The 23,320-nt window shown below is 38.7% G+C and carries 23 protein-coding genes; 11 read left to right on the forward strand and 12 right to left on the reverse strand.

The genetic code is table 11. The features are described 5' to 3' along the window. The first annotated feature begins 6 nt into the window (after positions 1-6). Both AC07SI_RS26695 and AC07SI_RS26700 read left to right on the forward strand, forming a co-directional pair. Entirely contained in the window at positions 7-363 is a 357-nt protein-coding gene (locus AC07SI_RS26695) for a hypothetical protein (RefSeq protein WP_495006847.1), read from the forward strand. Then, positions 360-551 (forward strand): hypothetical protein, encoded by a 192-nt coding sequence (locus AC07SI_RS26700; RefSeq protein ID WP_495006848.1) that lies wholly within the window; start codon positions 360-362, stop codon positions 549-551. Before AC07SI_RS26695 ends, AC07SI_RS26700 begins: the two co-directional genes overlap by 4 nt. 38 nt (positions 552-589) lie before the next feature. On the opposite strand, the gene AC07SI_RS26705 is transcribed toward AC07SI_RS26700, so the two are convergent. Genes AC07SI_RS26705 through AC07SI_RS26720 form a run of 4 tightly spaced genes read right to left on the reverse strand, consistent with a single transcriptional unit; the run spans position 590 to position 4,482 of the window. Beyond that, entirely contained in the window at positions 590-2,791 is a 2,202-nt protein-coding gene (locus AC07SI_RS26705; RefSeq protein WP_495006849.1) for a hypothetical protein, read from the reverse strand. Between the two features lies 1 nt (position 2,792). Beyond that, positions 2,793-3,542 carry a hypothetical protein gene (locus AC07SI_RS26710; RefSeq protein ID WP_495006850.1) on the reverse strand — a complete coding sequence of 250 codons (750 nt, stop codon included), beginning with the start codon at positions 3,540-3,542 and terminating at the stop codon, positions 2,793-2,795. Next, positions 3,532-3,972: a hypothetical protein gene (locus AC07SI_RS26715; protein ID WP_495006851.1), complete on the reverse strand. Its 441-nt coding sequence runs from the start codon at positions 3,970-3,972 to the stop codon at positions 3,532-3,534. Before AC07SI_RS26715 ends, AC07SI_RS26710 begins: the two co-directional genes overlap by 11 nt. 39 nt (positions 3,973-4,011) lie before the next feature. Continuing rightward, entirely contained in the window at positions 4,012-4,482 is a 471-nt protein-coding gene (locus tag AC07SI_RS26720; RefSeq protein ID WP_495006852.1) for a hypothetical protein, read from the reverse strand. A gap of 1,221 nt (positions 4,483-5,703) precedes the next feature. Here AC07SI_RS26720 and AC07SI_RS26725 point away from each other — a divergent pair. The 6 genes from AC07SI_RS26725 to AC07SI_RS26750 all read left to right on the forward strand — a co-directional run bounded on the left by AC07SI_RS26725 (position 5,704) and on the right by AC07SI_RS26750 (position 14,211). After that, entirely contained in the window at positions 5,704-6,165 is a 462-nt protein-coding gene (locus tag AC07SI_RS26725) for a hypothetical protein (protein WP_495006853.1), read from the forward strand. A 390-nt stretch (positions 6,166-6,555) separates the two neighbouring features. Next, positions 6,556-6,741, forward strand: coding sequence for a hypothetical protein (locus AC07SI_RS26730; protein WP_495006854.1), 186 nt, complete (start codon positions 6,556-6,558; stop codon positions 6,739-6,741). Between the two features lie 66 nt (positions 6,742-6,807). Further along, positions 6,808-7,482: a hypothetical protein gene (locus tag AC07SI_RS26735; RefSeq protein WP_495006855.1), complete on the forward strand. Its 675-nt coding sequence runs from the start codon at positions 6,808-6,810 to the stop codon at positions 7,480-7,482. 134 nt (positions 7,483-7,616) lie between these two features. Continuing rightward, a complete protein-coding gene (locus AC07SI_RS26740; RefSeq protein ID WP_495006856.1) occupies positions 7,617-10,826 on the forward strand; it encodes a hypothetical protein in 3,210 nt (1,069 codons plus the stop codon). Between the two features lie 422 nt (positions 10,827-11,248). Continuing rightward, on the forward strand, positions 11,249-13,588 hold the full coding sequence (locus AC07SI_RS26745) for a hypothetical protein (protein ID WP_495006857.1): 2,340 nt from the start codon (positions 11,249-11,251) through the stop codon (positions 13,586-13,588). Positions 13,589-13,920: 332 nt separating this feature from the next. Beyond that, positions 13,921-14,211 carry a hypothetical protein gene (locus tag AC07SI_RS26750; protein ID WP_495006858.1) on the forward strand — a complete coding sequence of 97 codons (291 nt, stop codon included), beginning with the start codon at positions 13,921-13,923 and terminating at the stop codon, positions 14,209-14,211. Between the two features lie 429 nt (positions 14,212-14,640). Here the strand turns inward: AC07SI_RS26750 and AC07SI_RS26755 are convergent, their stop codons facing one another. From AC07SI_RS26755 to AC07SI_RS26780, 6 genes are all read right to left on the reverse strand, one after another. Continuing rightward, positions 14,641-14,880: a hypothetical protein gene (locus AC07SI_RS26755; RefSeq protein ID WP_495006859.1), complete on the reverse strand. Its 240-nt coding sequence runs from the start codon at positions 14,878-14,880 to the stop codon at positions 14,641-14,643. Positions 14,881-15,204: 324 nt separating this feature from the next. Beyond that, the gene (locus AC07SI_RS26760) at positions 15,205-15,579 is read right to left on the reverse strand and encodes a hypothetical protein (RefSeq protein ID WP_495006860.1); all 375 of its coding nucleotides are present in this window, start codon (positions 15,577-15,579) and stop codon (positions 15,205-15,207) included. A 102-nt stretch (positions 15,580-15,681) separates the two neighbouring features. Then, positions 15,682-15,876: a hypothetical protein gene (locus AC07SI_RS26765; RefSeq protein ID WP_495006861.1), complete on the reverse strand. Its 195-nt coding sequence runs from the start codon at positions 15,874-15,876 to the stop codon at positions 15,682-15,684. A gap of 293 nt (positions 15,877-16,169) precedes the next feature. Further along, positions 16,170-16,598 (reverse strand): hypothetical protein, encoded by a 429-nt coding sequence (locus tag AC07SI_RS26770; protein WP_495006862.1) that lies wholly within the window; start codon positions 16,596-16,598, stop codon positions 16,170-16,172. Between the two features lie 80 nt (positions 16,599-16,678). Beyond that, on the reverse strand, positions 16,679-17,752 hold the full coding sequence (locus AC07SI_RS26775) for a hypothetical protein (RefSeq protein ID WP_495006863.1): 1,074 nt from the start codon (positions 17,750-17,752) through the stop codon (positions 16,679-16,681). A 74-nt stretch (positions 17,753-17,826) separates the two neighbouring features. Beyond that, the gene (locus AC07SI_RS26780; protein ID WP_495006864.1) at positions 17,827-18,141 is read right to left on the reverse strand and encodes a hypothetical protein; all 315 of its coding nucleotides are present in this window, start codon (positions 18,139-18,141) and stop codon (positions 17,827-17,829) included. A 36-nt stretch (positions 18,142-18,177) separates the two neighbouring features. Here AC07SI_RS26780 and AC07SI_RS26785 point away from each other — a divergent pair, with 36 nt between their 5' ends. From AC07SI_RS26785 to AC07SI_RS26795, 3 genes are read left to right on the forward strand one after another with little or no spacing between them, the layout of a single operon-like run. Next, on the forward strand, positions 18,178-18,747 hold the full coding sequence (locus AC07SI_RS26785; RefSeq protein ID WP_495006865.1) for a LexA family protein: 570 nt from the start codon (positions 18,178-18,180) through the stop codon (positions 18,745-18,747). 6 nt (positions 18,748-18,753) lie between these two features. After that, complete coding sequence (locus tag AC07SI_RS26790; RefSeq protein WP_495006866.1) at positions 18,754-20,022, forward strand: Y-family DNA polymerase; 1,269 nt, start codon at positions 18,754-18,756, stop codon at positions 20,020-20,022. Between the two features lie 43 nt (positions 20,023-20,065). Further along, positions 20,066-21,829 (forward strand): hypothetical protein, encoded by a 1,764-nt coding sequence (locus AC07SI_RS26795; RefSeq protein ID WP_495006867.1) that lies wholly within the window; start codon positions 20,066-20,068, stop codon positions 21,827-21,829. Between the two features lie 39 nt (positions 21,830-21,868). On the opposite strand, the gene AC07SI_RS26800 is transcribed toward AC07SI_RS26795, so the two are convergent. Beyond that, a complete protein-coding gene (locus tag AC07SI_RS26800) occupies positions 21,869-22,294 on the reverse strand; it encodes a hypothetical protein (RefSeq protein ID WP_495006868.1) in 426 nt (141 codons plus the stop codon). A 122-nt stretch (positions 22,295-22,416) separates the two neighbouring features. Next, on the reverse strand, positions 22,417-23,265 hold the full coding sequence (locus AC07SI_RS26805; RefSeq protein ID WP_495006869.1) for a nucleotide-binding protein: 849 nt from the start codon (positions 23,263-23,265) through the stop codon (positions 22,417-22,419). Positions 23,266-23,320 lie beyond the last annotated feature (55 nt).

Here is a 23,320-nt window from a genome sequence, read left to right on the forward strand (position 1 = left end):
TAATATATGAAAAAAATATATGATTTGAAAGGATTAAATAAGTTAAGAAGTCAATTGCGATATTTGCAGATGGCAAGATGTGTATATCTTGGAGATATGAACAAAAAAGGAATTGAAATTGAAAGGCTGATGAAGAAAGAAAAGCAAGAAAAGATAAGGTCTGCTCGCTACGAACTAAAAGCATACGAATATATTGTAGATGAAGCTCATAGCTATGCGTCATATAAGGATATTGCATTTGATGAATGCTTTGAAGACCTTTTAGCAAGTTATGAACATGCAAGAAAAGCTGATGAATATCATCTGCGGATTGTCCAGCTTGAAAGCGGAAAATCTAAGAAACAGAAGAAAGGTAAGGCATGAGAATCTTTGTATGGCTCGGCCTTAGTCCAACGGCGGATGAAAAGAGAATTTTAGATTTTCTGGATAAGCCGGAATCTGCAAGTATTAAAGTGGTTGGCAAAAATACCCTTACTATGGATAGTCGATTTATCAGGAATAATGAAGAATCAAGAAAGATTCTGGATTATAAGAAAACCCTCCATATCTGATTTCCTTTTTCAAAAAAAACCGCCAACAGGCGGTGTTTTTATTCTGGTTTAATTTTTCTGCGCTTCCCTCCATCTGGTTCTGAATCTGGTTTGTCCTTGGCCTTGGGTGCTGGCTTGTCCTTGTGCTGCTCTGCTGGCTTGGTGTCGGCCTGTGGAGCTGGTTCAGTCTCATACTGTGCAAGGGAAGGGGGCATAGTGAACCCGGCCAACTGGAACAGTTCTGCAAGCTTCTGGCTCTCGATCTTCAAATCCTCCCTGAGACGTTTGGCAATCTGCTCAGCATCAGATGGGGTGAGCGGCAACAGGTCGTTAGGCATCGCCCATAAGCGCGGCTGGGGGCTTCTGTGAAGGGCATAGAGCATTGCATGGTATGCAGGTTTGCTGTCTACGATTCTATCAAGCTTGCGCGTGTGCATGAGCCTTGTAACTTTACCTGAATGCGCTGGGTCGGCCAGGATCTGGTCTATCTTATCCACGTTCTTCAAGAGGGTTGCGTCATACTGAGCGGCTTGGAGCTTCTGCAGCTTGCCTTGCACGGTTAGGGTAGGGGTGTAGTTCTTCACCCTGACGCCGTTCAAGCTCGCCTCTATGAATAGAGCCTCCTGCATGGCGGCGTTTGATGGGCCTGTGAACTCGATGTATGTATCACCTCGGGCAACAATTTCTTGGATCAGCGCTCTCACGCTTTGGTTGTTATTTTGAAGCAATTCATACTCATGATTAGCTACGCGCCTAAACATTTCACGATTGTATTTGTTAACCGCTGAATCGCCATTTATAGTGACATTCGCCAAAGATTTGTTGGAATGAACTGAATCCCTCATGCGTTTTTGAAAGTGCTCAATTGTTTCAAATTCGTCTTCGTATCTGAACAATGTATAGGGAACGTATGCCGAAAAAGGTTTACTGGATTTCGTTCTTTGGAATTCGTTTTTGTTGATTTTCTCGTTGTAATCCCTATTGAATTTCTCTTTCTGGAATGCAGCTATTTCTTCTGGTGTAATATCAAAAATTGAAGAATAGATTTTATCCTTGGGATTTATGCCCATTTTTGATAATGAAATGCTCGTATTATAATCAATGAAAGTTATAGACCATTGAACAGCCTTGCCACTCTGGCGGGGTGTAATACGCAAACCATCAGCTAAAAGCTGCTTGTTTATTTCTTTCAAATTCGCGTTAGGATTATTAATAATGTGGTCAATTGCCTTAACTGCCAAATGCGAAAGGTCTATTTTGTTCTTCATGTATTCCTGATTAAAATACTCCTGTTTTTCCAGAAATTGTTTCATGTGCAAAGGCATAGTTTGGTAGGATTTCATTTTTTCAGGGCGTAGATTGTTTAACACATAAATTGTTCCATTCTTCGTTTTCTTACCATCATCATTCAGAGCTTCACCTGATTTTCTTTCAAACTTAACACCTACGTCATTGGCTTTAAGAGAATCTTTTGCAGCGGTATAGTTATATGAAGTTCCTGAATATGCGGCTGTGATGGCTTCAAGTTTTTTATGAAACTCTATGTCATCATCCATGTTATATTGTTTGTTTCTAAACTCGGTTTCCATTTGTAATAAGAACGGATATTTCTTTTCCATTTCGTATTTTATATCCTGACAAAAATCAAGCATTCCGCCTTCAAATCTTTTTCCAATATGAAATTTGTGATATTCGCCGTCCATGTCGAAATACCCTAAGCCGATATGCAGGTGAGGGTTTGTATCTTTCAAGTGAACGTCAAAATCTGCAAAGAATCTGTTTTCTTCACCTCTATTCAGCTTGTTCAAAAACATAGACCTGAAATCATCAAACAAGGCAATACGTTCTTTTGTTGAAAGATTTTTTAATTCACTTTCTTTGAATGAAGCTATAAAAATCAGTTCGTCACCATCTCCATCACCACTGCCGTGATTCTTCTTTTTTCGACGTGCCTCGTTATTGTGGTTCATGAGAAATTCAGCTTTTTCAGCGGCCCATTGGCTTGTATACATCTTCCTTTCTTTATCTGTTTTAAATGGGGTTATGCTGTTTTGAACTGCTGGGGGAAGAAGCTTAGTAGGAATGTTAGACCAGCTATAAATGGTTCCCTCATGTTGGTCTACTCCTTCCTTTACTTTCTCGCTGTGAAGATATTCATACCAGCGTTTCAGGTTCTGTTTTCCGCTTAATTTGAACTTGTTTTTCTTCGATATGCCAGCCTTTACTAAATCATCTGAGTTTTGATTGAATGATATAATCATGTTAGTTGCCTATTATTTCATATTGGTTTTTTAACTCCTTTAATTTCTGCGCTACGGCTTTGGTATTGATACGTTTTGATTCGGAGTTTAATTTGTTTATTTCTGCTACCAGTGAATTGAATAATTTGAAAGATTCAACGAATTTATCAAGTTTATTTTGGTCATTTTTTGATAGGTTAAAGTTTTTTATGTTTACCCAAGACTTGCAAATATGATCTGCAGTTGCTTCCCTAATATTTCCAAATCTTTGCAATATCTCTAAGGTTTTTTCTGAAACAACAAAGGTAAACCAAACCTCATGAGTATTGTTTTCGGAAGCTTTTTTTAGGGGTGTGAAGATCTCTAATTTTGTTTTTTCCTTACTCGCAGGTAGGTTAGAAATATGCTCAATGAATTGGTAGGCAATCTCTGATGCTGACTGATATTCTCTAATGTATTGATTGAGAGAATATGTTTTACCATCGCCAGTTTGGAACACCTCTGAGCCAACGGTTCTAACTAATTGTGCAAGGTTGTTGTTATGGTTTGCTATGTGTCTATTGAGTAGTTCATTTGTTGATTTGTAATTACCTTCTATTGTAAATTCACCTTGTTCAGTTATCTCATTTAGAAGATGTGAGAAACCCTTTTTACGTGTATATTCCTTTCCCTTTTTGAAATGCGTGAAACCAGCCATGCGGCTGATTTCAATTGCTAAATCTTTAAACTCTTTCGTGCATTTAAACTTTTGGCGAATCTTATTATTGCTCATAGCTCGCACCACTATCAGCAGTAGAAAGTTTTCCTGAAATTAAGGGATATACGTCTTTATAAGATTTAACTTTGAGTAATAATTGAATCTTGCTCCATTCGTTTTCTTTGTCATGAACTATCAATTGATCTTCTAAATCCATGACTTCGCGTTGCAATTCCTTTCTTTGGTCAATTAGATTTTTAATCTGAGGTTCAAGCTTATCAATAGCTGCATTTATAGTTTCGCTATCATCTGAAATATCTAAACCTTCGCTTTTGCTTTTACGCTGTAATCTACCTAATTTAGTGATTAAGTCGTCATATGTTTTTTCAAGCGGTTCGATTTCTAAATCAAGTTTTACAATTGATTTTGTATTTTTATCTATCGCTCTATTCAAGTCATTTATAGATAATTTTTTGTTTGATGGTGTAGCATTTTTTATAGTCATAATAATTAATGAATGTTGTTTGTAATAGTTATATCATATTTAATTTCCAAATCCCTTGAAGAAGAAATAAAAATAAAAAATAAATCCAATTTGCACGAATGTTGGCACAAGAATGCACTGCCAAATTGGGTTGCCTTGCGTGCTGACAAAAGCGATAACCAGCGCCGCAATATTGGATAAAAAAGCTTGTTGTAGCGTCTTCTTGGAGGGGTAGATTTTGCGCATGGCAAGCTTTAATTCTGGTTTTGAGTCGATGTATTCGTTAACCCTCTCGACTCTGATTAAGATCTCTTTTCGTTCTTCCTCTGCGTCGTATAAATCTAATTGAGCGTCTTCTGCGGTGCTACCAATGCCAAACGTGGCCTTGCGACTTCTGAGCGCTCTGTGGGCCTTAAGGATGGCTTCCTTGTTGGCTTCCTGCTCGTTCAAAAGTTCTTGATAGCGCGGTGTGTTTCTGAAAGTATTTGCTATTTTCAGTAAACGAAAATAGTTAATAAAGGATTTAATCATGTTAGCAATAATGTTGTTTCTGACATTATAGCAAATCAGATGCCTAATATTATTAGATAGCGAATAATTCAAATAGTTGGCATATCAATAATGAAATTGTTGGTATAGCTATCAATCAATCGTAGGCATTAGCAAGCGGAGCGCGTCAGCATAACCAATTAGGCTAACAACTTATAAGTGTTGGCATAATGGTCCTTCCTCGCTTGCTTTTAATCAATCATAATTAGCTTTTGATTTTCTTATGCAGATTTTTAGTTTTATGCCGACAGTTGCCCGGTTTTGTATACGCTGAGCATCTAATAGAGGAAAGAACATACGCCCTTGGCGTAGAAAATGGGATTGAATAGGCTTTCTCATGATTCAATTTTTGGATTAATTAGCTTAGGTCTTTTCATTCTGTATAGACCATTCAACACGAAAGTTAATCAAATATTTTGCTAATCATCATTTTTGAATTTCTCGCATGATATAATTTGCTCATAACAAATTATTTCTATCATGAGCACACCTATATCAATTTCAAAAACTAAACCGAAAACAATTAATTTCCATCATTCAATTTCTTTCAATACGATTGCAGCCGGTAGCGCCTTCTATGTGGCTGTTGATTCCAGCACTGGCTTACGTTCAGCTTTCCTTTCATCAGTTATTAAGTGCATAGATGAAATGGATTGCAGCACGCCAAACGGGCTTATGAGAATCTTCGACACTGTTGAATCCAGAATCATTGTTGATAGATTTATTAGCAGTCATTGCAGCAATGAATCTGGCCTAAAATCATTCAGTGATGGTCAACTATATAGGATCTATAATTGAGATTCAGCTTCGATAAAAATAGCCGCCTTCTTGGTCCGTTTTTTTGTGGATGAAAACTATTTTCTAAATTATTTTTCGTTAAGTGTCTGCATAGAAAAACTAAATGATATAATTTGAATATAACAAAATAATTGGTAACTACATGAAGCTTAACTACACTTCAAACCACTCCGTTTCAGCACGAATAATTTACAAGGATTTAGTATCGCTTGGTGCATTATCAGCGATAGCAATAGCAGCATTTACGTTCTTCCATTTTGTTTAAGGCTGCCAAGCACCAGAGGCCCATTGCGGGCTTTTTTTGTTTTTTGAAATGGTTGAAATTATTTTCAATTATATACGCTTTACTCGTAATAAAGCGAAAATTAAATGTTATAATTATACTATACACAAAAAACTATTATCATGATTACATTCCTTGCTTCAACTATAATCCTTCTTGTTTCAACATTGTTTGCTGACGCTGCATTCAAGTTCAGAAAATCTAAAACCTATACTAAGACATTTGCAAAAAATAAAGCCCTTGGATTAATAGCTAACGCTTTATCAGGCTCAGTTTTCCTGTTCAATTATTTCTTTGCTTTGCTTTCAGTTATGATAGTCGTGAGCTTCGGTTATTTCGTTGCAGAAGACGCTGTAATTAATATGATTTCAAATGCTCCTGTGTTGTGGATCTACGTTGCCATAGCGTTGATTGTGGCGTTGATTGTTTTAATGGTTGGCGCGTTCTTCTTGAACAGAAAATACAAAAGAGCCGAAGGTTTTAACGTAAATGCAATAGTGTTATATTTCGTATACTTGGGTTTTGAATTAGGTTCGTTTATGTTGATTGTTAAAATCCTGTTGTTGTTCACTGTTGATTTCTAATTAGTAATCTAAATAAATTATCCGCCAAATAGGCGGTTTTTTATTTGTGCGTGTTATAATAAGAAAAACAAATCTACATATCATGAACAAAAGAATTAACTCCAAGTTAGAAAATCTGTTTGAGCTTTTATTTGAAAAATATTTCGACGCATTTTTATACGCATTTTGTGGCTCCATTGTTGCTGCAATTATACTTGAAGGCATTGTGAGAATTTCCTACATCCAGCTTCCAAGCTTCTTTAAAATCCCAAAAAATGAAACCGGGCAATGGCTCTACCAACAATTTTTCATTAATGGTATTGAGTTCAATTTGGAATCATTTCTGTTCACACTTGGAACATTATCAGTTTTTGTAGGAATCAGCTTATCAATGTATGAAGGGTGGTCGCTATGGAAAAAAAGAAAATCATAATGGCGATTTTTTTAATTCTAAACTCATATACTTCTTTTGCTGATTCATTCATCCCTGAGAATCAAGTTCAGGCTGCGCTTTTAGGATTGAACATGGACGGCAAGTCTGAATTGCTCTGCTATAAAGAGTTTAAATTAGGTTATTCGTCTGTTGCTAAAATTTAATTTCGTTATTGCCCTTGATTTTAATTTGGTAATGTTATAATTGGGGTATAACAAATTAATCACTATATGAAACAATTTATCCAGAGCGCTAAGTCTACGCTTTTAAAAATTAGACAACAAAAGGCGAAAGCAGAAGTAAAAATAATTGAAGCTGATAATAATTACACACCATCCCTCGCTGATGGCGTGGCTTCAAGGGTTTGGAACATCATACGCATTGCGGTTCTTCCCGTATTTTCAGCCTTTATCCTGTGTTTCATTGGCTTCATTTATTCGCAGTTCAAGTTCTCGATCCAGTCCACGCTTGTGTTTAGCTTTCTTGGCCTGTTAGTCGTGTTTGGGCTGGCTGTAAGCTCGCTCATGTGCAATTACGTGAGAGGGGAGCTACGTTTCTGCAGAGAACGCCTTGAAGCTCGCCAGATGGGCTTTTACAGCTTCTCAGAAGCCTCTACGTTCCTGATCAATGCAGCAAGGGGCAAGCGCGACGTTGCAGAAGCCTTGGAGCTTGGGAACAGACGCGAACCCATTAAGCTCATAGCAAGCGATTTGGCGCTGTTCTTCGCTGTGCCTACTGCTTTCTACGCCTGTGCCTTTTTCGCTCTTGTTGGGCATGGTATGAGCCTTGGCGCAGTCGCATTCTTGGTGGGCATAGTGTCTCTGCTTGTAGCGTTGGTGAATGACAGGATTTCGAGCCGCCAAAACCTGGCCTATTTCGTCATGGCTGCCTACAAATTCAGATGATCCAAAACCAATACGGAAGCCGGGATATTCCCGGTTTTTTTGTGCCCGTTGAAAATAAATAGCAAATAGCTTTGCTTAACACAAATTTAAGAAAATCAGAATGATATAATTGAGTTAAACAATCATTAATAATTATGTATAGAAAAATCCTCAGTGGTTTTCTGCTACTTTTCTGTTTGAACATTTCATATGTCGCAAGCGCTGATGAAGCCGTAGAGAAACAAACCACTACTCAAAATACTGTTCAGGTTGAAGAAGCTGAAGCAAATGATTTCTTCACATTGGCTGTAAGCAATCTCCCGCAATTAAATACCGATGATTCCAGTATTAGCTTCAAGTCCTTAACAAAAGGTATATATATAGACAATGAAGATATAATAGCAAATTTTGTTATTGGCTTTGTCGGAACTGAGAATCTTCCAGATTGGGCAATATCATTGTTAGCTTCGGTGGGCTTTACAAAGACTATTCCTCAATATTTCATTTTCAAATATCTATTAGCCAATATGGTGTATGTATATATTCCAGTAGCGCTATTAGCAGGGCTTTCTCTAATGTGGAGTGCCTTGATGAATTTGGCATCGCCAAAAGAGCCAGAGCCAATGATATGGTCACTTCGTGCTAAGAAATTAATAGCTGTTATAGCGGCTCCGTATTTGCACAAGCCTTTATTAATAAGCTTAGTTTTATCAATTCTGGTGGTTACGGCTTTCGCTAATAAATTCCAAACTGTTCAAAATGTGAATACTGCTGAGAAAATATTCTCTACGATTCCAAGCGAGCAAGATAAATATATAGCTGCAAATAATTCAACAAATTATCTTGAAATTGCTTTGTCCAACATGAAAACCAGACAGGCGCTTTTAAGCTATGGCGCAGTTAACTTGGGAGATAGAGACGCATTTTTTACTAATATATTTGGTCAGACTGTTGAAGAAGCTTTAACAGAATCCAATAAATTTCAAGCTTTAAGAATTGAGCCAATTAACACTACAAAGATTAACCTTGACGCTACAACAAAGCTTGCAAATATTGTAAACGTGATAAATCTTTCAACGAGTGTAAATATCTATAAAAGCGATGAAGGTTATTCAACTGACGAAAGAAAGAATATTGGTTATCCAGCTAATATAGGAACAGTAGAGTTTAATACCAGCGCTGAGAATTTTGAGGGCTTATCGCATACAAGCCTAAATGACGGAACACTTGGTTATCAGATGCAAGCTGTTGTTAAAAATGCTGCTGAAAACAATGGCGATATTATGGTCAGTAATTCTGAAAAAGCTTATGAAATTCTTCTTCCATTATATCTCTCAGGGAATTTAAGCACTTCAACCCTTTTTGCTGATTCTGCAAGCTATCCTCAGTTAGATGCTTTAAGAAAAAGTGTGAATGCTGCTGCAAAGAAATTAGCGAAAGAATCTGTTGCATTAGTAAAGATTGATGAAATCGGAAACATGCCAGCCGAAGCAAGATTACAGCTTTCGGGATTATCCTCTGCAGCAGTTATGGCAGGTATTCAGGGTGCTGATGGGTCTGGTAAACAAACACGTAAAATACTTGCTTATTTCAACAAAATAGCAGAATCAAAAATTAATCAAGATTGCACTGAAAGGTGGTCTACTTACAAAAACAACAAAATAAATGTTGAGAAAATCAACGCTGCCCGCGATCAGGATGCTAAGAAATATTTCCAAAAAGATCAGAAAGCACAAGACTTCGTAAGCTGGGCTTGCGCTTGGGTGAGAGATTCAGATGCAACAGTAATAGCTCTTGGTTCTGAAAAGCCAGAAGATGAATTGCAATTTAAAGCAGAAGCTATGGCAAGAAAGGCCGCGTGGGATTTCGTTGCATTATCAGCTTTGGAAGGCGTTAAGCAAAATGCTAATGAAGACAAAACTTATCAAAATGCCCTTGCATCAGCTACATTGAGAAACATGAAATTGGGTCTTATTGGTTATCCTTTGGATTACCTTAATCAATCCAGAATTCAAGATTCTATAAATAGAAGAAATAACACAATTAGTAGTTCTGTGTATGTTCGATATTTAGGCCCGCGTGTTGAAGAAAACACATATGTAAACACTGAGATAGTATTCAATACAAAAGACTTAGACGGTGAATCAGATGAAGCAAAATCGCTTTATGGCAAATTCTGGACTGTAAATTTAAAGGGAATTATTGCTCAGGCAAGTCTTGATTTGTCTGCTTTGACTCCAGAAAACGAAAGCTCAATCAATGCAAAATTATCAGTTGCAATGAAGAATATGGTCATGGAAATGACAGGCACAAGCTGGGATTCCCTTGCTCCTGCGTTCGGTGGTGATCCAAACCTTTCAACGCATGAGGCCGCAAAAGCCTGTTTGGCAAACCCTGTTCCCTGCGATCAGCGTGGGACACAAAGCATTCCCACCACGGTCGTAAACGCTGGTGTAGAAGCTTACAGCTATGGATTCAAAGTCATATTGTGGAACAGTGCATTTAAGGCACTTTCAGTTGGTGCAGATGCCTTAAAAGATGTGAGTTCAGATGTTGGGGAATCAATTTCGGTTGTTCTTGGCGACAAAGGTGGCGTTAAAGGTAAGGCAGTTGGAAAATTCATTGGTCATTTGGGAAAAAGCGTAAAGATATTCTCAGATTTAATCGTAGCTGTAACAGATACATTAACGCCTATTGCATTTTTTATGATTACACTTGGATTCTTCTTGGCGTTTGTATTGCCGATGATGGCAGTGTTTTATGCATTTGTGTCTTTGATTAAATTATTTACAAGTATTCCATTCTATCAATTTTTCTTCGCTCCTTTGTATTATTTCAGGATGATAAAAGCGAGTAACCACGCTGAATTTGATCAGAATAGAAAGGCGTTTGTGGATAGCTACATTTCATTAGTTCTTGCAGTTCCATCTTTGATGTTCTCTTTAATAATTTATGTTGCAATTACTGAGAATCTTAAAATGGCAACCTTGCTTCGCTGGATTCTTGGTTCAGAAGCGGGCGGCTTAATTGGAATGATGATTTCAGGATTAATAGCCCTTGGTTCATTAGTATTCATCTTAATAAATGTGCTTAAAGAAGTTACGCACGGTAGAGAAGCATTCTTGAGAAAATTCAACTATCAAGAAAATGCTGATAGAGAAGTAGAACAAATGTCAAACAAGCTTTCTGATCAGAGAATCATGAACTTGGTTCATGGTGCTAAAAATGCAATCGACACTGCTACTTATGAAAAGAAACAAGAAGTAAAACAAGCATTGCGTGATAAAGAATCAAAGAGAAATGCAAGACAAACCTTTGATCAAAAATCAGGCAATAAGCAAGGTATGGGGTCTGGTTCGGACTAATACAAATAATTTGAATCTCCCGCTTAGGCGGGTTTTTTATTGGATAAATTTTGATAACCGCCAATTTGTTAAGGTTGAAATGTTATAATTGTGAATAACAACAAATTTTGACCATATTATGCTATACGTCTTATTCGCCTGTCTTTTTGTAGCCTTAGCTGGATTAATTTACAGTTCCATATCTTTATTCGGATCAGTCTATGCCCTGCAAATCATAATCATCGCATTTATCACATTCTCCGTGTATTTCTTCTTCAAATTCAAATCTCTTTTCGTCAAAGAATCAGAGGCCGTTGAAGGTGATGGCAAAGGAATATCGAAGAAGGAAATCACTGAGATCAGAAAAAGTTTTGAAAAAATCGACTAACCAATAATTTGGACGTTTCACAATGTTATAATTGAAACAAACAAACATTATATACATGAAACGTCTATTCATCATTTTGATGTTTCTGCTGAGCTTTCCAGTATTTGCAGAAACTCAACAATCAATAACAAATACGCTCGACGAATCTACAAACTGCCGCAGTATTTCTGATGCAAACCTTACAAGCTGCGCTGACAGTGTAGTCTCCAAGAATGTGGCACTATCTGGCATTTTGCCACTTATGGATGATAACACGGCTTATTTTGCCTCATTCCTGATTAACAAATTTGGTGGATTTGAAGGAAAAGTTAATTTATCGGCAAAGCAAGAAGATACGAATAAGCTTTTTGTTTTGTTTGATATTATTTTCAAGTTGGCCGGATTTTTAGCGTCCATATTGCTCACTTGGAATTATATTGACGCGATTGGCCACGCAATGATTAACAAGAAAGACGTAAACCAAAGCGCAATCGGTTGGACTCTTTTCAATAACGGTTTGGTATTTTTATTAGTCTATGGAAAGCTAATCCTTACTGGTTTTATTGGTGCTATTGTTGCTGGTATTTTCGTTGCAACGATAAATGCTATTCCCTCTGCTAAATTGCTAAGCAAATCTGCTGAGTTCGATGAAGCGGCTTATTATCAGCGAGCAGAAAGATACGCACGAAATTCATTAGAGCCAACATTTAATAAGCTGGTAAAAATTAACGTGGACATAGATTCTGTTCAGCTTAACTATCTTAGTCAAGCAATTCGATTCAATCAGTATTCTCACTTGTATATAGCAGAATCATCTTTTGAAAAATGTTTAAACGCCGAAAATAAAACCAATGATTCGTTTTTCCATGGTGTTTTAAAAGATTCCAGAACCATCAAAACCCAAGGCTGTCTTTTGTTGAATGGATACAAAACCTATGAGCCGGGGCAATTAGCTTACTCTGGTTCAGATACTGCAATGCAACAAGGATTGATTGAGTTGAATAAGGCGGCAAGGAAATACGCTTATGAATTTAGGAAAATGGCTTGTGATGAAGCCTTGTCTGGTGAAGACAGCAGAGTGAATGGCCTGTCTGGTGTGAAACCATACACTGTTTGCCTGAACAGGTCTGAGGATGGGAAGGTAATCAAATTAGACGAAACCGGATTGGTTGATTTCCTTCCAAAATCTGATCTTGATTTAGCGGCTCTCTCAAAAATAAAAACTGATGCCATTGGTGAGTTTGCTACTGTATTTGCGCAATGGTCTATATCACAAAGAGCGATGGCTCAAGTCGATACAGATTTAACATCTGAAACGGATTTAATCATCTTTATGTATAGAATTACCCAACAGGACATTGGGTATCCAAAGTGGCAGACCGTAATTCAAGATGAATTTCGTCGTATCGCAGCAAATGCTGATAGCGTGTTTTCTGCGTCAGATAATGGATTGGGGAATATAGAAAAAAGTCAGAAAAAGCTTGAAGATTCGACTAATGGAAACATTCAGGATGAATCTAAATTTATGGACATTCAGCAAAGCCTTGCAGTGGCTTTAAGAGATACAATGCGCCCTGATAACGGTCAAGTTCTAAATTGGCTTTTAGCTGCTGCAAACTTGGTTGGTGGTAACGCTTTTGATAATGCTGGGTTTACAGGGCAAAACTGTTTTGCGATGGATAATACCTGTATAGCGCCGTTCTCAAACCAGATTGCGAGTTCTGCAGCTTCAAATTTGACGTATGCTGAAAATATGTTTTATGGGGTTATTACTACTAAATCAGTTTCCTCTTTGCTTAATACATTCGCTCCTGATGCATCGTGGGGGCGTTTGATTGGTGGTATGTCATTTATTCTTGGTATGTTATTAGCTTTCTCTGTATTAAGAGCAGTTGCGAGTCTCATTCCGTTCTTTGTCTTCGTTGGAATGATTTCAACTTATGCAATTCGTTCTTTGACTATGATTCTCTTGGCTTTAACAGATGTATTGAAATTGTTGGTTCCTAAAAATGAAAATAGGCAGCACACCGGGTTAAATTCAGCTATTTGGCGTGTGTTTATGACTATCGTTTGGCTATTTATCGCTCCGAGTATTTGTATTGGAATGTTCTTTGTCTCAATTTCATTTTATGGTAGCTGTGTAATTGCCTTGGGGTATATTGTTTATGAAATTGCGACACACTTTATAGGCACTGATGGGTCTATCATAGTAATGTTCATACAATTTGGTGTGATGATGTTTATATTTCAATTGATAGATTTGTTGCTTATGGTAAAAATTACTATGTATTGCGCAAATATTATTACTGTCGTTGATAAGCTTATTAGTGACAATACAAATATCAATAATACAGCAGATGCAATTACTCACAAAGTTAATAGCGGTGTTGCCAAGGCGCTTAATAAATTCAGATAAAACAAATACGATAAGCGGCTAATTTATTTTAATTTAGCTGCTTGTTTTTAATAAAACACATGCTATAATTGGATTAAAGACAAAGGAGTAATTAAAATGTCAATTCACATCATGAATAGTATCGCGCATTTCTTTCGTAGAAATCTTGCGCTTTGGGCGGTATTGATTCCAATTGGTGTAATCTTTTTTGGTCATACCAGAATGAATACGGCATTTTTGCAAAATCACTTTTTCATTGTGATTTTCTTTCCTACTTTTTTGTCTGGTTGCGTAATGTGGGCTGTGCATACCATGCGTAACATTGAGAGTAATTAATTTATAAGGTGATTGAAATGAATGGGTTGAAAAGTTTGGCAAGGTTTAAATTCGTGATGCTGCTTATGTTGATTTTGTTCATCTACAAATCAACGGTTTCCATGATTTTGGGCGTCTTCGTTTGGGATTTCACGCCAGAGTTGACTGGGTTCAGCGGTAACGCATACATGCACTCCAAGCTGGCTTTCGTGGCTTACAGCGGCACGTTCCATCTGTATTTCATGTATTTCTGTGCGGCTGCATGGGCTGTCACTTTTGTCTTGGGCCACAAGATCCTTGTAGGTCGCATTCGTAACGCCCGCTACTGATTAGCCACCAACACGGTGGCTTTTTTGTTCCTGTGCAATGCAGGCGCATTCGTTCGATCTCTGAGCAACCTCATAGCTTCCTCATAGCAACCTCATAGCTTCCTACCAGTAACCTCATAGCTTCCTCATAGCTTCCTCATAGCGGCCTACCAGCTTCCTCATAGATCCATACCATCTGGCTCACATCAACCTACCAGCAAGCTCATAACCTGCCCTATGTTGCGCCATACCCCTGTGCGTTCCTCCCTGCCTGCAGCTCGATCTGGCCGTCCTCTGGTGGGGTAGGGTGGTAGATACCTCCCATACTGCTCTGAGCCACCTCCCAGCTTCATCTGAGCTACCTCAGAGCAAACTCATAGCCCCGGTTTTACTGGTCGCCCCGGTGATCTTGCTTTCCTGCAGACAAAAAAAACGCCTTTCGGCGCATTCTTACAATTGGTTCCAAAGCTTGGTTAAGTAGCTGCCGCCTCCCAATTCTTTCAATGAAAACGTTTTTTGGAAATTGAGTGTTACATCATCGTGTCCTTCTGGAATAACTCTCGAAACTGAAACAACTGATTTTTCGCCATTAAAGTATATCGCTTTGAGGCTATGAACTCTGTGAAACTCTTGATTAGCTGGTATGTGTTGTTTTACTTCTGTTGCTATGATTTTTTCTAATTTATTCATGTAATCCACCTTTTTAGTTATTTTGTTATTAGAAGAATGTTATCTCCACATAAATATAATAACATATTATTTTGAATAATATACGCTTTACTGCAAATAAAACGAAAAATATTATAATATTTTAAATTATTTGGTAATTTAATTTTTTGAAATTGAAAAGGGTATTGGTTGGTAAGCTCTGAGCAAGCTATTAGGAACCTATGAGCAACCTATTAGGTTGCTATGAGCCAGCTATGAGCGACCTCATAGCCCCGGATTTGTTGGGCCTTCTTGCTGGATCACTGGTTCGGCCTGGGTCTGGTAGCAGGCAACAAAAAAGGCCGCTTATGGCCTGTTTCTGATTTTTCGCTTGGTTGCTGGTGGGGTAGGGGCTGGATCTGGTGCCTGTGGTGCCGGGGTTTGCTGTGGTGCTGCTGGTGCTGCCTTGGCTGTGCTTACAGGGTTTTCAGCACGGTAGGCTTTCACCTTCTCTAACAGATCTCTGAGCGCGTAAAGCCCTGCGCTATCTGGCCTAACCTGAGCGGGATCTGAGTTTTTCCCGTTTGTGTCGGGAAACTGGACGAAAAGCGGCTGACCATTGAATTTTATTTTCTCGTCGTTTTCGTTAAGTGCGTAATATCTCAAATGCCTAAACTGGCCCTGCTTTACGCCTATTTTGATTTGGTGATCTAAAATTTGTTTGTAATATGAATCTTCCATTTTGGTTCTCATTCACATGAATAATCTCATGCTTAATTGAATGATACCATTTTGAAATGTGAATTTTAGGGTGTAAAAAAACGCCTTGTTGGCGTTCTCTTATTATATTGACTGTATTCTCAATGTGTTGCTTCCAGCGATTTTGCTAACAATGATGTTGGCAATTTCTCCTATTATTCTGTCGCTGTTAATAAATGTTCTTTTTTCATCAGATACAAGATTGCTCCATTCTGGTGTTTTGTTTTGGTTAGTTAATCCAAAGATTGATTCAATTGTGCAGTTTTTTTCAGTTTTCATTTTTAGTTACTCCGTTATTTTCTTGTTTTGGGTTTTTGCTTTCCCTATAAATATAGTAGCATTTATTTTTCAATAATATACGCTTTACTACAAATAAACGAAAATAAATAAAATGTCTTTGCTTGCAGTGGTTTTCTACTTTGCATTTGCTATACTGAATATGTAAGAAACTGAATATAATTCTTATAAATCTAAATCGTTGAATATTTAGAATATAGTTCAAAATCAGATTGCAACCTTCGGGTTGCTTTTTGATTTTAGAGAGGCGTATAAAAAGCCCCGATGGGCTTTTATTAATAATGTTCTTCTGGTTCAAGCAAGATGTTTTTCTTCAATTCTTGAAGTTCTTCATCTGTGTAGTTCTTTAACCATGACTTGTATTTGCTGCTGTTTCGCTTCAACTGTTTATTGAGTTCGATGAAAAGGTAAAAGCGGTATTCTGATTCTACGCAAAATGTTCCAACCAATTTATCCATTTTCTTTTTGAATTTCTTCACATACTCAATATCCATACCTTCATTATGCGCGACGTAATCAAGAGATCTGCCGTGGGCAACATGGGAGTATGGGGTTTCTAAGGTGGGTTCTCTTGCGATGGGTAGGGCGTTTGGTAAATAGAATCGGCCATCTGGTGAGAAGTGTCCTCGGGGTTGAATCTCTTTCTTTTGAAGCTTGCCATGCTGGATTAATATGTGGAACGCATTTACTAAATTATTTTCCATTTTTCTAAATGATTGTTTATTAAAGTATATCATTTAGAAGGTTGGAAATTAGGCATTAAAAAAGCCCTTTCGGGCCGTTTTTAAACTTTTGGTTTGTTTCGTTTTTTGTTTTCAACTTTTTCCAATGCTTCTCCAAACTTTACAAGCGCCTCCAAAGTTTCAGGTTTGAAGCTGTAATGCTTTCCATCTTTTTTGTCTACTTCATTCAACAATTTTGGATTGGGCTTGTTGTAATTAGCAGTCAAAACTGGTTCAGCTTTTTTCAGCATATTATTTATTGAGCTTGATAATTCTTGTCGATTTTTTCCTGATAGATGAACTTGCTGATTATCGTCTTTATATCCTGTCTCAATATCTAAAAATATTGTTTTTCCTTCAAGTTTACCTATGTCTAACATTTGCACATTGTCATAAACTGTTTCTTTGAAATAATCTCCACCTGATATTTTCTGCTTAAACTTAGATTCAAAATCTCTACCTTCAATTTGGTATTGAATTACGCCTGATACGTGATTTTCTTCATCCAATCCACCGGGAAATTTAGAAAATTCTGCTGCTGTTATTTTCACTGATTTAACAGTTAAATCGCCATTTTTTATATGATCCTTGTAAGCTTCGTTTTCTTCCAATTCTCCTTTACATTCTTTTGCTTCTGCTATGCTGTAGAGTTTACTGATGGTGCTGCTTTCAGTGCTGTCTAAACCTCTATTTAACGAGTTATATCGAATTCCTTCGTCATCACCCCACGAATAAATTATTGCTCCTTCACCCACTAAACCATCTGTTGCGTTTTTTTCTGGCTCCCAGGAAAATATTAGTGAATGTTCAATGTCTGGATGGGATATGTGAACTGCTGGATATTCATTTTCGTCTGAAACGTAAGCTACACCTTTATCTATCAAGCGTTGTAAATCTGGCTTGCTTTCTTTGATAGTATCTTTGATCTCTTGGATTGCTAATGCTCGATCTATTTCATAATCATCTACTTCCTTAACGCCAGCGGTTTTCAATATGTTGGCTTTGTCTTTGATAAAGTGTTCAGCATACGTTCTGTCATCGCTATAATATTCTTGATCTTGGTTATAGCTAATTACTGATGCAATCGCCGCTTCTACTACTTTTTGTGTTTCTAATTCATTTTCAGTTTGACTCATTTAATTTACCTTTTTTATTAATTGTGTTTTTATCTGATGTTTCCATCATTGATTTAATTATAACATATTGATTTTCAAAGCAATTCGATAAGGTTGTTTTCTACAATAGTATTTTTTGTTATTCTTTCTACAAGCGTCAACATGGCTTTATCTGCAATAGTATTTGCCCTGATCATTATCAGGTCGTTCATTGTTATAAGCCTTGGAATATCCTCATAAACATATTTTGTCTTGTTGTTCCCTCCTTCTTTTTCACCTCCAATAGTAATTCTTTTTCCGTCCTTCGTTACATACAGTCTTGATTCGTAGCCGGGCCTTCTTTTTATTTCAATTGAAAATCCTAACTTTTCCAGTTTTTGGAATGTTCTGTTTTTTGTTATATATATCATTTTTATTAACCTCTCCTATTGTTATACCATTTTATTTTGAATTTCATACGCTTTACTCAAAATAAATTGATTTATATTTTAATATTGAGTTTTCCTTTGGTCGGGCTGACAGTTGCCCGATGGGCATGGCGTGGGCTACTGTATGTCCATACAGTCTATGAGTTTTATCTGATGTTCACTGTCCTCGGGCCAGTCCCGCACCTTCAAGAAGCCCTTGGAAAGCCCGTTGTAGGGCGCGTTAGCTGTGGCTTCCCTTCACCAGCGTTGGAGTATGCAGAGCCGCCTCTATCGCTTGATGAGCTGGTTTGCTTGCGTGAGCCGTCAAGGTGGCTGGTAAGGGCAGATGGTGAGTCGCTGCGGGATCTTGGTATCTACAACAAAGACGTGTTGGTTGTGGATCGAGCGCTGGAACCGCTGGATGAAGATGTGGTGATAGTGGTTATGGGCGGCGACTTTACCGCCAAGCAATTTTTGGAAAGGCCGGGGCTTCCGCCTGTGCTGAAAGCCCATAATCCAGCTTGTGCGGATCTCGTAGTAGGGGAGTGGGAAAGCATCGAGTGTTGGGGTGTGGTGATGTGGAACCTTCATCGCGTTTCGCGGCGCTGAGGCTTTATGGCTGTCTTCGCACTGGTCGATTGTCATTGCTTCTACGTCTCTGCAGAAGCAACCCTTGATGCGTCTCTGAGGGTGCCAGGCTTGCCAATAGCCGCGCTTTCAAATGGTGATGGTGCGGTGGTATCGCGCAATGACGCCTGCAAGCAATTAGGTGTGAAGATGGGGCAACCCTTCTTTGAGATTAAGCACCTGATGAAAAGCCACGGTTTAAGGGTGGTTTCTTCTAATTATGCGCTTTATCAAGAAATATCAAATCGTGTAATGCTTGTGCTGTCGAGGTTTGCCCCGCGATTTGAGGTCTATTCAATTGATGAATGTTGGTTGGATTTAACGGGTATTCCGGGGGATTTGGAAAAGCTGGCTCATGAAATGAGAATGGCGGTTTTTGCCGCAACGGGTATACCTGTTGGGGTTGGCATTGGTTCGACAAAGACGCTTGCCAAGGCTGCGAATTTCGCAGCAAAGAAATGGAAAGCTAAAACTGATTCGGTTGTGGTTTTACTGGATGAAGTGAAACGCGACAAGCTTCTAACATGGATGCCGGTTGGTGAAATATGGGGCGTTGGGCGTCGGATTTCTGCGCATTTAGAATCAATGAATATCCTGACTGCTTGGGATTTGTCGCAGTATAATAAGAAAACTTTGCGCAAGCATTTCAATGTCAATATCGAAAAAACGGCCATCGAATTAACTGGTGTGTCTTGCTACGGGCTTCAAGAACATGCTGAACCCAAGCAGACGATTGCGAGCACAAGATCCTTTAATGGCCGTGTTGAATCAATTGATGGATTGCGTGAAGCTGTTGCTACTTATGCCGCTCGCGCTTGTGTAAAACTGAGATCCGAAAAGCAATTATCAAGCTGCATTCAGGTCTTTATCCAAACCTCACGTTTCGATGATAAGCCTTATTCCAAAGCAATAATTGTAGGTCTGGAATCTCCATCTGATGACAGCCGGGAATTCGTTCAGGCTGCATTATGCGGGTTGGAAAAGATTTTCTTGGCTGGATATAGGTATGCCAAAGCTGGTGTAATTCTCAGTCAGTTTTCAGAAGCTAAGAATGTCCAGCATGATTTGTTTGCGCCTGAGCCAAGGCGTAATGCGCCAGAATTGATGAAAGTTTTGGATACTGTAAATTTTCGATGGGGTAGGGGAACAATTCGGATTGCTCGGGAGAAAAAACAATCCAGTTGGTCGATGAAGATGGATTTTAAGTCGCAGAACTATTTGACGAATTGGAATGAATTAAAATTGGTTAGGTGTTAGACGTTAATTTTCTAAAATCATGGTATTATTAAAATAAAGCACCATGAAAAAAATTAACAAAAATATAATGGTGTTGTGCTTCTGCATAGCACCTAACGCCTTTGCGTGGTCAACAAAAGATTTTGGAAATGACGGACCACATCCAGAATTGTTGAGTCAAGCTACTTGTTTATACGATGCAAATAATTACTATCAGTCTGGACCTTACAATGAATCTCACTCATACACTGGAAAGATGGGCGGTATAGCAATATGGGGTAAGGGGTCCGGTGGGTCAAATACGAGCTTGGGAATAGGAGGTGCTGGATTTTACGAAGTCGCAGACAAAAAATACTTCGTTGGACCATTCGCGGAATACATAAAGATTCGAGAAGGTGGCGGTAGAGAAAGTGAAAATGTTCCGTATTATAAATATCAGATTTGTTATGTAACCCCTGTTTCTTTCAGCTATTACAGCTATGAAAACTCTACCCAGTCATGCCCTGCCGATAGGCCAAGCGGCACGGTTTTTATTCAAAGAAGGTATGAAGTCTGGACGGATGGAAGCGTTAGAAACATGGGTGGTTGGTATGAGACAGGTAACACATGCCAAGCGGTGATGCTCAGGACTGAATACCAGTCTCAGAGCCTCCCGTGCGCCTCATACGGTGGTGAATACGCTGAGGGCGGTAACGGTATCAGTCAAAGCCGTTCGCGTGATGTGTGGACTGACGGGGCCAGATCCTGGGGGCAGTGGTCAACTGTCGGCAATAGCTGTTATAGGACGGTTCAGGACGAACGCAAGGCAGGGACTGTTAGCGCCTGCGTGCTGGGCCAGAAGGGCCGTATCGTTACCAAAGAAGTGAGGACGCACACGGAAAAGGCCGCTGATGCCTCAAAGTCTCAGGCTGAAAAGGATCAACTGGCTGACCAATCGGCTACGGCTTGGACTGTGGTAGTAACCGAAAACACTTGTAAGGACGTGCCATCGCAAACGTGGAGCGAATCAGGGCAACAGGTGCTGTCATGCTCGACTGAAAAAGGTTCGTCTTGGAGCGGTGATGTTGTTGCGTATGGTTATACAGAATACACATACAACAGCGCTACCAAGGCGACTACAAGCCGCTTTGTCGAAACGTCGAGGTCGGAAAACTGCATGATGGTTCTGGAAGATCTGCAGATGGAATTTAGAAACAAGGCTTGTCCGTCTGGATCATCTGGAAATATCGTTGAATACAATTACTATGCCCTGTCCGGTGGGACAAAGGTTTACCCGTATGGGGCTGATGGTTGGTATGAGTATAATAATTCGTGTGCGCCAGATGCTAAATCATCGGGGGTAGCTGCTGATGTGGTTTCAGATGAACAACCAAGCGGATTGCTTTCTAATATCTCAATATCTTCAAGCCAAATTCAAAACCAAAACGAATTTCAAGAATATTTGAAAACCCTTGGTAATGCTGGATTTGCTACGAATGAAAACCATACACTTTATTTAGCGATAGATGACCTATCAACTGGTGCATATTATTCAGCCAAAGTTTCTGAGGCCGTAAAACTATTCGTCAAAACGGTTGGCAATGGAAATGCTCAGATAAAAATATCTTTGCCAATGGGCGCAAAAAGCTATATGGGAAAAGGGAAAATAACGGCTGATGCTGTGAATAGCCGTAAGGTGGTGATTCAGTCAGTGAGGCTTGATGGTGCCAGTGCAATACTAAAATATCGCGTTTTTGATGGCTCTGTGTTGAATGTTGCGGGAGAAAATACAGAAAAAATAAATCTATTCAATACAGACGCTTCTGGTTGGAACATTTCGGGGCAGTAAAAGAACATAAACCCGCCATGCGGCGGGTTTCGAGGGTGATTAAATTTCACGGTCCCTCGAGCGTCTTGAATCATTGTAAAGCCCGGCAAAGAGCTTTAATAACTCAGGGTTTGTTTCTGCTTGTGCTTCTGCCATGAGTTTAAGCTGTAATCCTACATGGAGATATTTTTGTAGCTCATAAGCCTTTTTAGAGAAAGCGCCGTTTTTGGATACTGCTTTTACTGCTTCAATCAATACGTTCGATTCTTCGCTAATGGAAACGCTTTCGTATTTGTTGAAGTTTTCAGCAGAAGTATTGAGATAGTCTTGTAAGCCTTTTTCAGCCAATTCGGCCTTAGTAGGCTCTGTCTTCTTTGGCTTTTTAACCACTGTAACAGGTTCAACAACTGGATTAGCTGGTGCGTTAAGTGGATCAAAGTCTGCTATAACTTCTTCTTTTGGTAATTCGATTCTTTTAAATGCCATTTTGTGTGCCTCATATATAGTTAGTAATTTGTTCTGATTTTTTTATGAGGTGCCTCAGATGCACCTATTAGGTTCCTATGAGGTGGCTCATATCTACCTATGAGCTACCTCATAGGTTGGTCTTATGCTGCTTGGTTTTCTTCGGTTTCATCAACGCTGAAAGCCTTTTCTACTGCTTCTTTGAATACCGCCAACACATCACTTGTGGCAGCTTGCGCGTATTTGCCGGGAACCTCGCAGACGCCCATACCATGGCGTTTTACGTCTCTGCAAATTTGACGATTAACCAATCTGTTTTTAAGCAATGGATGGCTGTTAGTGAAGTCTTTCCATTCCTCAGTAATTTCCTGATTGCGTTTTTCAGATACGTTTGCTTGATCAGTGATCACACTGAAAACGTGAGTATTGAATCGTGAGTTGGATTCTTTAATGTTCTCAATGAATTTATTAACACGTTTATTGCTATTGAAATCATCGTCAGAATTGTTGAATGGAAACAATGCAATATCACAAGCGTTAATTAAATCTGCATGCTCTGGTGTCAAATGGCACGGTGTATCAATGATTATTACTTTGTAACCATCGTTTTTTGCCACTTTGAATAGCGAATTAAAATTGCTGTTCATAGGGTGTCTAACGACTTCGTAATGAGCAAGTGATTCAAGATCTTCGATTTTGGCCTGAGCTTTTTTCTTGAAATTGCCATTCAATTTCAGTATTTCAGATTCAATCTCTGCTGCAATCGTGGCTTCACGTTTTTTGAACTGTGCATAGCTTGTTCCTTGCACGTCGCAATCAATGAGACGGCTTTTAACACCTGAATTATTCAAAGCATTGTTGATTGAACTCGCAATGTGGCTTTTACCTACGCCGCCTTTTTCAGACGTAACTACGATTGTAATAGGTTCGTCCATATCGTTGAGGTTATTGATAAATGCAACATCAAGAAGGGAAAGCGCGAATTTTTTCATTGGGGAAATCTCCATTTTTTAATTAGTAATTTGTTTTGTTAATTAAGTTATACCA

The sequence above is a fragment of the Pseudomonas sp. GW821-FHT05D12 genome (assembly GCF_059419825.1).

Excerpts from the sequence above, each read along its gene's own strand:
- AC07SI_RS26695 (WP_495006847.1), top strand. The coding sequence starts at position 7 with ATGAAAAAAATATATGATTTGAAAGGATTAAATAAGTTAAGAAGTCAA.
- AC07SI_RS26700 (WP_495006848.1), top strand. The coding sequence starts at position 360 with ATGAGAATCTTTGTATGGCTCGGCCTTAGTCCAACGGCGGATGAAAAG.
- AC07SI_RS26705 (WP_495006849.1), bottom strand. The coding sequence starts at position 2,791 with ATGATTATATCATTCAATCAAAACTCAGATGATTTAGTAAAGGCTGGC.
- AC07SI_RS26710 (WP_495006850.1), bottom strand. The coding sequence starts at position 3,542 with ATGAGCAATAATAAGATTCGCCAAAAGTTTAAATGCACGAAAGAGTTT.
- AC07SI_RS26715 (WP_495006851.1), bottom strand. The coding sequence starts at position 3,972 with ATGACTATAAAAAATGCTACACCATCAAACAAAAAATTATCTATAAAT.
- AC07SI_RS26720 (WP_495006852.1), bottom strand. The coding sequence starts at position 4,482 with ATGATTAAATCCTTTATTAACTATTTTCGTTTACTGAAAATAGCAAAT.
- AC07SI_RS26725 (WP_495006853.1), top strand. The coding sequence starts at position 5,704 with ATGATTACATTCCTTGCTTCAACTATAATCCTTCTTGTTTCAACATTG.
- AC07SI_RS26730 (WP_495006854.1), top strand. The coding sequence starts at position 6,556 with ATGGAAAAAAAGAAAATCATAATGGCGATTTTTTTAATTCTAAACTCA.
- AC07SI_RS26735 (WP_495006855.1), top strand. The coding sequence starts at position 6,808 with ATGAAACAATTTATCCAGAGCGCTAAGTCTACGCTTTTAAAAATTAGA.
- AC07SI_RS26740 (WP_495006856.1), top strand. The coding sequence starts at position 7,617 with ATGTATAGAAAAATCCTCAGTGGTTTTCTGCTACTTTTCTGTTTGAAC.
- AC07SI_RS26745 (WP_495006857.1), top strand. The coding sequence starts at position 11,249 with ATGAAACGTCTATTCATCATTTTGATGTTTCTGCTGAGCTTTCCAGTA.
- AC07SI_RS26750 (WP_495006858.1), top strand. The coding sequence starts at position 13,921 with ATGAATGGGTTGAAAAGTTTGGCAAGGTTTAAATTCGTGATGCTGCTT.
- AC07SI_RS26755 (WP_495006859.1), bottom strand. The coding sequence starts at position 14,880 with ATGAATAAATTAGAAAAAATCATAGCAACAGAAGTAAAACAACACATA.
- AC07SI_RS26760 (WP_495006860.1), bottom strand. The coding sequence starts at position 15,579 with ATGGAAGATTCATATTACAAACAAATTTTAGATCACCAAATCAAAATA.
- AC07SI_RS26765 (WP_495006861.1), bottom strand. The coding sequence starts at position 15,876 with ATGAAAACTGAAAAAAACTGCACAATTGAATCAATCTTTGGATTAACT.
- AC07SI_RS26770 (WP_495006862.1), bottom strand. The coding sequence starts at position 16,598 with ATGGAAAATAATTTAGTAAATGCGTTCCACATATTAATCCAGCATGGC.
- AC07SI_RS26775 (WP_495006863.1), bottom strand. The coding sequence starts at position 17,752 with ATGAGTCAAACTGAAAATGAATTAGAAACACAAAAAGTAGTAGAAGCG.
- AC07SI_RS26780 (WP_495006864.1), bottom strand. The coding sequence starts at position 18,141 with ATGATATATATAACAAAAAACAGAACATTCCAAAAACTGGAAAAGTTA.
- AC07SI_RS26790 (WP_495006866.1), top strand. The coding sequence starts at position 18,754 with ATGGCTGTCTTCGCACTGGTCGATTGTCATTGCTTCTACGTCTCTGCA.
- AC07SI_RS26795 (WP_495006867.1), top strand. The coding sequence starts at position 20,066 with ATGAAAAAAATTAACAAAAATATAATGGTGTTGTGCTTCTGCATAGCA.
- AC07SI_RS26800 (WP_495006868.1), bottom strand. The coding sequence starts at position 22,294 with ATGGCATTTAAAAGAATCGAATTACCAAAAGAAGAAGTTATAGCAGAC.
- AC07SI_RS26805 (WP_495006869.1), bottom strand. The coding sequence starts at position 23,265 with ATGAAAAAATTCGCGCTTTCCCTTCTTGATGTTGCATTTATCAATAAC.